Annotated in this window: 8 protein-coding genes; 1 reads left to right on the top strand and 7 read right to left on the bottom strand. The window is 73.3% G+C overall.

Annotated features, from left to right (window positions below):
• Positions 1–47: 47 nt before the first annotated feature.
• Positions 48–203 (bottom strand): SapB/AmfS family lanthipeptide, encoded by a 156-nt coding sequence (locus ACTUAL_RS22485; protein ID WP_096491952.1) that lies wholly within the window; start codon positions 201–203, stop codon positions 48–50.
• A gap of 9 nt (positions 204–212) precedes the next feature.
• Positions 213–2,762 (bottom strand): class III lanthionine synthetase LanKC, encoded by a 2,550-nt coding sequence (lanKC, locus tag ACTUAL_RS22480; protein WP_440901628.1) that lies wholly within the window; start codon positions 2,760–2,762, stop codon positions 213–215.
• A 505-nt stretch (positions 2,763–3,267) separates the two neighbouring features.
• On the opposite strand from lanKC, the gene ACTUAL_RS22475 reads away from it, so the two are divergent.
• Entirely contained in the window at positions 3,268–3,849 is a 582-nt protein-coding gene (locus ACTUAL_RS22475) for a hypothetical protein (protein ID WP_096491954.1), read from the top strand.
• Positions 3,850–4,217: 368 nt separating this feature from the next.
• On the opposite strand, the gene ACTUAL_RS22470 is transcribed toward ACTUAL_RS22475, so the two are convergent.
• The 5 genes from ACTUAL_RS22470 to ACTUAL_RS22450 form a co-directional block, all read right to left on the bottom strand.
• Positions 4,218–5,453, bottom strand: a complete 1,236-nt coding sequence (locus ACTUAL_RS22470; RefSeq protein ID WP_440901627.1) for a beta-ketoacyl-[acyl-carrier-protein] synthase family protein — start codon at positions 5,451–5,453, stop codon at positions 4,218–4,220.
• The gene (locus ACTUAL_RS22465) at positions 5,450–5,689 is read right to left on the bottom strand and encodes an acyl carrier protein (RefSeq protein ID WP_015800167.1); all 240 of its coding nucleotides are present in this window, start codon (positions 5,687–5,689) and stop codon (positions 5,450–5,452) included. The genes ACTUAL_RS22470 and ACTUAL_RS22465 overlap by 4 nt, the downstream gene beginning before the upstream one ends.
• Positions 5,690–5,843: 154 nt before the next feature.
• A complete protein-coding gene (locus ACTUAL_RS22460; RefSeq protein WP_440901626.1) occupies positions 5,844–6,821 on the bottom strand; it encodes a beta-ketoacyl-ACP synthase III in 978 nt (325 codons plus the stop codon).
• On the bottom strand, positions 6,818–7,753 hold the full coding sequence (locus ACTUAL_RS22455) for an ACP S-malonyltransferase (protein WP_440901625.1): 936 nt from the start codon (positions 7,751–7,753) through the stop codon (positions 6,818–6,820). Before ACTUAL_RS22455 ends, ACTUAL_RS22460 begins: the two co-directional genes overlap by 4 nt.
• Before the next feature lie 200 nt (positions 7,754–7,953).
• Complete coding sequence (locus ACTUAL_RS22450; RefSeq protein ID WP_096491957.1) at positions 7,954–9,135, bottom strand: PucR family transcriptional regulator; 1,182 nt, start codon at positions 9,133–9,135, stop codon at positions 7,954–7,956.
• Positions 9,136–9,238: the final 103 nt, after the last annotated feature.

Here is a 9,238-nt window from a genome sequence, read left to right as displayed (position 1 = left end):
CACTTCGCCTGCGCCGCTCACCGGGGAACCCCGGTCCCGAACCGTGATCAGCAGGCGAGCAGGCTCACGGTCGAGTGGCTGCAGGGCAGCAGCAGGCTGGCGTTCGACGCGGTCGTGCTGCCGCCGCCACCGCCACCGCTCGCCATCGCCTGGGACTGGGCCTCGGGGACGTCGAGCTCCTGCAGGTCGAGGATGAACTCCATGGTTCTCTCCTAATCTCGGGGTGAAGCGACCGACCCGGTCGGGTCGGGGCTGGTGAGGAACGGCAGCACGGGGACGCCGTCCACGGCGCAGGCGATCGCGAGCAGCACGCCCGCCGCGCCGGTGGCCAGGTCCATCGAGAGCCGTCGCAACTGGATTCCGGGGAAGGCCGTGCCCTCCCCGTGGGGGATCGCGTGCCAGGCGAGCGCCGCGAGGTGCCGGTCGACGGCCTCCCGCGGCCCGCCCGAGTGGGCGAGGGTGGCCAGCAGGCCCGCCCTGCCCAGGGTGAGCGCCGGGTGGATCACGAACTCGCCGGTGCACGAGCCGACGAGCTCGGACAACCGCCCGGCCAGCCGGGTCCCCGGCGCGACGCGGACCAGCTCGTTCAGCGCCAGGGCGATGCCCGCGCTGCCGACGTCCACGTACGGCAGGGTCCGGAAGTTCCCGTCGCGGACCTGGGTCGAGCCGTCGAGCGCGGTCATGCACTCGGCGAGGTCGCGGTCCAGCGCCCGCTCGGCCAGCTCCAGCCACCGGGGCTCCCCGGTGCGCTGGTGCAGCCTGGTGAACAGCAGCGCCGGGCCGGACCAGCCGTGCAGCAGGCCCGCCCTGGCCTTGTCGCCGGGCGGCGGCGCGGTCTCCAGCGCCACCGCGAGCCGCTCGCCCAGCTCGACGGCCTGCTCGGCGTGCGCGGGCTCGTCCCACCGCTCCGCCAGGTGCAGCAGGTTCAGCCCGATCCCGGACAGGCCGGCGCCGAGCCCGTGGTCCGAGGTGGTCGCCACGAGCGGCCGGTAGTCCTCGACCAGCTTCGCGGCCAGCTCCCCGTGGCCGAAGCGGTCCAGCACGTGGATCACGCCGTGGGCGCCGGTGAAGAACCCGGCCTCCTTCGGCGGCTCCCGCCGCACCGACTCGACCAGCCACCGCTCGTGCTCGGGGAACCGGCCCTGCCCCGCCGCGTCCAGGGCGTGCAGCACGCCCGCCGCGCCGTAGGCGAAGCACGCCCCGCCGACCTCGAACTGCTCGACGTCACCGGGGAACAGCCGGTCGGTGCGGTCGGGCGTGGCGCTGGACAGGATCGCGGCGGCGATGGACTTGCGCACCACCGACCAGTCCGGCTCCGGCTCGTCCAGCGGGGTCGGCGCGGGCGCCACCGAGGTGAGGCCGCGCTCGATCGCCGCGCAGTACTCCTCCGGCAGGGCGAACCGGCGGCGCACGAAGTCCACGTGCGAGCGCAGCTTCGCCGGTGACAGCTCCACCACCGCGTTCAGCGGCAGGAACACGTACAGCCGCAGCGCGGCCAGCGCGTGCTCGTCCACCTCGAACCCCCGGCGGTCCGGCGGGGCCTGGAAGCCCGGCGCGCCCAGCGTGGGCCTGCGGTCCTCCTCGATGCCGGACGCCAGCTCGAAGTCGATCAGCGAGACGGAGTCGTTCCCGTCGTCGTCCGCGTCGACCAGCACGTTCAGCGGGTGCAGGTCGCCGAAGACGACACCCCGCTCGTGCACCGCGTCCAGGATGCGCTCGACCTGGCCGACCAGCCGCACCGCCCGCTCCGCGTACTCGGCGACCTTCGCCTCGTCCACCTCGCTGTGCGTCAGCGGGTAGTGGCGGCCGAGCCACTGGCCGAGCGGGATGCCGCGCACCAGGTCCATCGAGAAGAACTCGTGCTCCCAGGCGCCGAACCGGTCGTGCGCGGCGGGGATGCCCGGCACGCCCGCGAGCCTGGTGAGGATCGTGTGCTCGCGGTCGAGCCTGGCCACCGCGTCGGTGTTCTCCCGGTCCAGCCCGGCGTGCGGGCGGGCCTCCTTGAGCACCAGCTCGGCGTCGTCGGACTTGCGCCGCGCCAGGTAGACGCCGCCGCCGTTGGAGAAGTGCAGCGACCGCAGCACCCGGTACGGGAACGAGTCGGCGTCACCGGCGCCCCGCGCCGCCAGGTGCGGCTCCAGGCAGGCCGGGAGCGGCACCCACTCGGGCGTGGCGAACGTGGGCTTGCGCTGGTCCGGCACCAGGGCCCCGTCGGGGCCCTCGATGGCCAGCACGCGCTTGCCGTCGCGCTCGATCCACTGCTCGACGAACCCGCCGTACCGCACGAACAGCGGTCCGGCGCCGTAGCGCAGGTCGCTCAGGACGTACGGCCCCGGCTGGCCGCGCAGCAGCTCCGACAGCTCGGACAGCACGGTCTCCAGCTGCGCCTCGTCGGCCGGGTAGATCGTGATGAGCTTGCCGCTGGCCTCGCGGGGGGCGTACTTGGAGTTGCGGGCCAGCACGATCGACCGGGTGCGCAGGTACTTGAACGGGATGCGCTTGTCGACCAGGTAGGTGTACGACTTCAGCAGCACCTCGGCGGCGTTGAGCACGGTCGCCGAGACGTGCACCTTCCAGCCCTGCTTCGGCAGCCGGACGCCCTTCGGGTGCAGGTGCCGCCAGATGTTCTTCTCGACCTGCACCCACCCCCCGTCCACCGCCGGGAGGACGCGGGAGAAATCGTCCTGGGCCGTTTCCACGGGGCTCTGCACGTCGTAGAAGAGGCGGTCGGCGAAGCAGTACGCCTCGTACCGGAGATCCACTGTTTTTCGCCTCCTCGATTTGTTCGACGTCAATATTTCCGCACAACTCACCGTTGACCGCCAATCCGCCGATTCGGTGGCGCCGGTGGGGCGTTCGAGACAATCGGCACCGCCGGGTTCTGCACGATCTGTGCCGGAATCGCTCCCACGCTCACCTGAACGCCGAGTTTGGTCACGTTTGCCACAGGACATGACACCGGCTCAAACCTGAATCTGAACAGTCGCGTTCTGTGGTCAGGTGGCGCGCTGACCTGCGATTTCGGTCAAAAAATCGCTGTTGTTGCAGAACGTTAACACTCGCCGGTAACTCGTCCTGGCGGGTGGTTGGTCCGGAATGAGGATCATTTGCTGCGCCAACTGACCGGAAAAAGAGGTTTGGCGAACCGGGGCGCGGAAAAGCCTCCCCCGCGCAGGGGAGAAGACCGCAAGAATGGGGTCCGGGCGCCCGCGCCGGGGACCGCCGCCCGGCGTGGGGCGCGGGAGGCGGCTGTGGGAGGCTCTGGGGGTGTCCGCGCGCGTGCTGCTCCCGGTGGTGCTCCTGGTCATGGCCTCGGCGGCGGGCGCGGGGGTGATCGCCCGCGACGCCTACAAGCGCCAGACCCCGCCCCCGGTCGAGCAGGTCGTGGACGCCGCGTCGGGCGCGCCGACCTCGCTCGCCCCGTCCGAGCAGCCGGGCGACTCCAAGGTCCTGCTGACCACCGACGTGTCCAAGCACCCGGACGGCGCGCGGGTCGTGGAGCTGCTGCAGAAGCACTTCGACTCGATCAACGCCAGGAACTTCCAGGACTGGGTCACCACCGTGACCGAGCAGCGCCGGGCCCTCACGCCGGGGGAGAGCGCCTGGCGCAAGCCCTACGAGACCACCAGGGACGGCACGATCCTGGTGCACCGCCTGGAGGCCGTCGGGCCCCAGCGCCTCAAGGCCATGATCACCTTCACCAGCACCCAGGACCCGGTCTGGGGCCCCGCCGACCTGCGGGTCGGCTGCGTGCGCTGGCGGGTGGTCTACCCGCTCCAGGTCGAGGACGGCGCGCTGCGCGTCGACGTGGGCACCGAGGGCCAGTCCTCGCAGTTCGAACCCTGCTGAGTCCGCGCCCGGCGCCGGACCCGGTGGAATGCGCGCGCGAATCCGCAGAAATGTGGGCCGGGTTTTCGCGAGGCTGAAAGCCGGAATTCCCCGCGGCGTCGCCCGGAGCGTTCTCCGGAAAAGCGCCCGGAACGCTCCCGGCGCGGAACCGCGAAGTCCGGAACGGCGAGGTCCCGAAACCGCGAGGCCCCAGAACCGCGAGGCCCCGGAACGGCGAAAGGGGCCGCCCGGAGGCAGCCCCTGCGCCACGCCGCCGCGACCGGAGTCCGGGCGAACCCGGAACCGCCCGCGACGCCCCCGCGGCGGACTTCCCCGCCCGCCGGGGAGAACCCGGTCAGGCGACCCCGCAGGCCGCCTGACCCGACGGCTCAGACCGTGGTGAAGACCAGCGAGGCGTTGTGCCCGCCGAACCCGAACGAGTTGTTCACCGCGGCGATCTGGTCGATCTTGCGCGGCTCGCCGGTCACGACCTCCAGATCCACCTTCGGGTCCTGGTCCACCAGGTTCAGGGTCGGCGGGATCACGCCGTCGCGCAGCGACAGCACGGTCGTGATGGCCTCCACCGCGCCCGACGCGCCCAGCAGGTGCCCGTGGTGGCCCTTCGGGGCGGTCAGCAGCACGTGGTCGCCCACGGACCTGCGCACCGCCTGCGGCTCGATCACGTCGCCCACCGGGGTGGACGTCGCGTGGCAGTTCACGTGCGCGATGTCGGACGCGGCCACGCCCGAGGTGCGCAGCGCCGCCGAGATCGCCCGGCTCTGCCCGAGGCCCTCGGGGTCGGCCGCCGTGATGTGGTGCCCGTCCGAGCTGAGCCCCACGCCCGCCAGGCGGCCGTAGATCTTCGCGCCGCGAGCCCTGGCGAAGTCCGCGCGCTCCAGCACCACGACGCCCGCGCCCTCGCCGAGCACGAAGCCGTCCCGGTTCGCGTCGAACGGCCGGGAGGCCCGAGCGGGGTCGTCGTTGCGGCTGCTCATGGTCCTGGCCTGGATGAACCCGGCCATGGTGACCGCGGTGATGCAGGCCTCGGTGCCGCCCGCGACGACCACGTCCGCCTCACCGGTCTTGATCATCCGCCAGGCCCAGGCCAGCGACTCCGCGCCCGACGCGCACGCGGACACCGGGGCGTGCACCCCGGCCCTGGCCTTCAGGTCCAGCCCCACGTAGGCGGCCGGGCCGTTCGGCATCAGCATCGGCACGGACAGCGGCGAGACCTTCCGCAGCCCGTGCTCCTCGATCAGGTCGTCCTGCTCCAGCAGGGTCCGGGCGCCGCCGATGCCGGTGCCGATGATGACCCCGAGGCGCTCCTTGTCGACGCTGTCGTCGTCGTGACCGGCGTCCGCCCACGCCTGCCGGGCGGCCACCAGCGCCGCCTGCTCGCAGCGGTCCAGCCTGCGGGCCTCGACCCTGGGCAGCACCTCGGTCGGCTCGACCGCGAGCCGGGCGGTGATCCGCACCGGCAGGTCGTACTGCTCAACGAAGCCGCCGACCATCGCGGACACGCCGCTGCGGCCGGTGAGCATCCCCTCCCAGGTGGAGGCGACGTCGCCACCGAGCGGGGTGGTGGCACCCAGCCCGGGGCCGACGACGTCGATGTCAGCGGTCATGCCTTGCTGGTGATGTACTCAACCGCGTCACCGACGGTCTTGAGGTTGGCCAGCTGGTCGTCCGGGATCTTGACGCCGAAGCGGTCCTCGGCCTGGACGGCGATCTCCACCATGGACAGCGAGTCGATGTCCAGGTCGTCCACGAAGGACTTGTCGGGGGTCACCTCGGCGGCCGTGACGCCCGCGACCTCCTCGACGATCTCGGCGAGACCCTTCTGGATGTCCTCGTTGCTCACTGCGGTTCCCTTCGTTCACTGTCCACCGGCCGGGGTGCCCCGCCGGAAGCCTCGATGCCACGGGACGCGCCTGCGCCCGTGGTGCCCTGCCGTGCTGCCCAACCCAGGCCGACCGCCGCTCGGGGCCGGTCCGGGGGGTCGTTCCAGGCCCCGGTCAGGGGCAGCGGACGAGCTGCCCCGCGTAGGACAGGCCCGCGCCGAAGCCGATCAGCAGCAGCACGTCGCCGCTCTTGATCTCGCCCGACGCCCGCATGTGGTCGATCGCCAGCGGGATCGACGCCGACGAGGTGTTGCCCGACTCGACGATGTCCCGCGCCACGACCAGGTCCTCGCGCGCGCCGCTGGAGCGCAGCTTCTTCGCGATGGCCTCGACGATCCGCAGGTTCGCCTGGTGCGGCACCAGCGCGTCCACGTCGGCGGCGGTCAGCCCCGCGGCCTCCACGGCGCGCAGCGCGATCGGCGCGATCCGCGTGGTGGCCCAGCGGAACACCGACTGGCCCTCCTGGTGGATGAACGAGTCCCGGTCCGGGATCTCGATCAGGTTCGACATGTCGCCCGCGCTGCCCCACACCACCGGGCCGATGGCGGGCTCGTCGGTCGCGGACACGACCGCGGCGCCCGCGCCGTCCGCGAAGATGATCGCGTTCGAGCGGTCGTCCTTGCGCACCCAGTCGGTGAGCTTCTCCGCGCCGATCACCAGGACGTGGTTGGCGCTGCCCGCGCGCACCATGTCCGAGGCGGCGGCCAGGGCGTAGCAGAAGCCCGCGCACGCGGCGTTCACGTCGAACGCGGGCGCGGCCTTCACGCCGATGCGGTCGGCGACCTGCGCCGCCGCGTTCGGGATCGGCGAGGGCATGGTGCAGGTCGCCACGATCACGGCGCCGATGTCGGTCGGGGACAGGCCCGCGTCCGCGACGGCCTTCGAGCCCGCGTCCACGGCCATGTCCGCGAGCGAGAGGTCGGGGCCCGCGAAGCGGCGGTTCACGATGCCGACGCGGTCCCGGATCCACTCGTCCGAGGTGTCCATGTACTGCGCCAGGTCGTGGTTCGAGACCACGGTGTCCGGCTGGGAGCTGCCGAGGCCGCTGATCCGGGTGCCGGTGACCTGCGTGGTGGTGGTGAACGCGGTCACTTCGCGGCCTCCAGGAGCTCGGCCACCGCGGCGACCTGGTCGGGTGTCTTCAAGGCCAACGTGGGGGTGCCCTTCAGCTCGCGCTTGGCCAGGCCGGTCAGCGCGCCCGCGGGCGGCAGTTCCACCACCGCGCCGACGCCCCGCTCGGCGAGGGTTGCCTGGCAGGCGTCCCACCGCACGGGGCGGGTCACCTGGGAGATCAGCCGCAGGAGCACCTCGGGGCCCTCGGTGACGACCGCGCCGTCCGCGTTGGACAGCAGCGGCAGTTCCGGGTCCCGCACGAGGACGTCCTGGGCGCGGACGCGCAGCGCGTCCTCGGCCTGCTTCATGTGGTCGGTGTGGAACGCGCCCGCCACCTGCAGGGCCCGCACCTTCGCCCGGCCGGGCGGCTCGGCGACGAGCTTCTCCAGCGCGTCCAGCGGGCCCGCGGCCACGACCTGGCCCGCGCCGTTGCGGTTCGCGCCCACCAGGCCCAGCTCGTCCAGCCGCGCCAGCACCTCGGCCTGCTCGCCGCCGAGCACCGCGGCCATGCCGGTCGGGGCCAGCGCGCACGCGGCGGCCATCTCGGCGCCGCGCACCGAGGCCAGCAGCACGGCGTCGTCGGCGCTGAGCGCGCCCGCCATCGCGGCGGCGGCCAGCTCGCCGACGGAGTGCCCAGCGATGATCGTGTCGGCGGGCAGCTCGACCTCGCGGGTCAGCCGCTCGAACGCCAGCAGCGCGAGTGCCACGACCAGCGGCTGGGTGACCGCGGTGTCCTTGATCTCCTCGGCGTCCGCCTCGGTGCCCAACCGCAGCAGGTCCAGACCGGTCAGCTCGGACCACGCCCCGATCCGCTCACGGGCGCCCTGGGCATCCAGCCAGGGGGTGAGCATTCCGGGTGTCTGGGACCCCTGTCCGGGGGCGAGCAGCGCGATCACGGGCTCACTGAACACGGTGCCCGGCCTCCGGTGGCATGTCGGCACGGACGAAAAGGCCCGGCAACGCTTGTAGGTTCTCTACAAAGGCGTCCGGAACACGACCGGTCCACGGTCCGCTGCGTTGTGGAGGTCGGCCCAAAACACCCTTATCGGTCGGGGTGTCCTTGGTCACCCCGCGCTCGGGTCGGGGGTGTGGTACCGGTCGGGCGCCCCGGTCACCACAGGCCGCGCGCGCGGGCCAAGCGGCCGACGGACAGCGCGATCCGCAGCACCAGCGCGTCCCTCGGGTCGTTGGCGTTGCGCCCGGTCAGCTCGGTGGCCCTGCGCAGCCGGTAGCGCACCGTGTTCGGGTGCACGAACAGCTTGCGGGCGCACGCCTCCAGCACGCCGCCGACCTCCAGGAACGTGTCCACGGTCTCCAGCAGCGCCCCGCCCGCCTCCTCCAGCGGCCGGGTGATCCGGTCCACCAGCTGCCACTCGGCCTCCGGGTCGCCCGCCAGCGCGCGCTCGGGCAGCAGGTCCAGCGAGCGCACCGGGCGCGGCGCGGCGGGCCAGCCCACCACGGCGCGCAGCCCGGACAGCGCGTCGGCGGCGCTGCGGTGCGCCTCGGCGATGCTCGGCATGGTCGGGCCCGCGACGACCGCCCCGTCGCCGAAGGCCTGCGCCATGCGCCCGAGCACGTCGTCGGCCTCGGTGTCCCCGCCCAGCACCAGGACCAGGCGGGAGCCCTGCACGCTCAGCAGCACCTGCCTGCCGCTGCGCGCGGCCCGGCTGCGCACCTCGTAGATCACCTGCTGCGGGTCGTCGGACGGCGGGTTGCCGACCAGCACGGTCGCCGGGGCGCCCGGCTCCCAGCCGAGCGCGCTGGCCCGCGACAGCAGCGACTCCTCGGCGTCGCCGCGCACCACCCCGTCCACGACCAGCGCCTCCAGCCGGGCGTCCCACGCGCCGCGCGCCTCGGCGGCGGCGGCGTACGAGGTGGCGGCGGAGAACGCGATCTCCCGCCCGTAGCGCAGCACCGCGCCGGTCAGGTGGGCGTGCTCGGCGTCGTCGGCGGCCAGCACCGGGAGGCGCTGCTCGAACAGCTCCAGCGCGATCCGCACCAGCTCCACGGTCTGGCGCAGGCTCACCCAGCGGGAGATGTCCTTGGGGGCGGAGCGGAACGCCTCGGCGGTGAGCCGGACGGCGGGCTGCTGGTCCTGGAGCCAGGAGACGAAGCCTGCCACGCCGTTCTGGATCAGCAGGAGCACGCTCGCGCGCTGGTCGGCGGGCATCCGCCGGAACCACGGCAGCCTGCGCTCCATCTCCGCGACGGTGGAGGAGGCGAGGTCGCCGGAGGCCCGTTCCAGGTTCCGCAGGGTGGCGGTCGACAGCGGTGGGCCTTCAGGGCGGGTCATGCGGACAGCGTAGGAGCCGGGGAGGGGCGGTCCGCGCCCCCGCGGTGACGCGGGGTGGCGGGCGCCGGGGTGGGGCGGGGGCCCGGACGGGCGCCCGGTGGGG

This window comes from Actinosynnema sp. (assembly GCF_052038725.1).
Note: the sequence above shows the minus strand (reverse complement) of the source record. Positions and strands in the feature narration are given on the sequence as shown.

Excerpts from the sequence above, each read along its gene's own strand:
- ACTUAL_RS22485 (WP_096491952.1), bottom strand. The coding sequence starts at position 203 with ATGGAGTTCATCCTCGACCTGCAGGAGCTCGACGTCCCCGAGGCCCAG.
- ACTUAL_RS22470 (WP_440901627.1), bottom strand. The coding sequence starts at position 5,453 with ATGACCGCTGACATCGACGTCGTCGGCCCCGGGCTGGGTGCCACCACC.
- ACTUAL_RS22450 (WP_096491957.1), bottom strand. The coding sequence starts at position 9,135 with ATGACCCGCCCTGAAGGCCCACCGCTGTCGACCGCCACCCTGCGGAAC.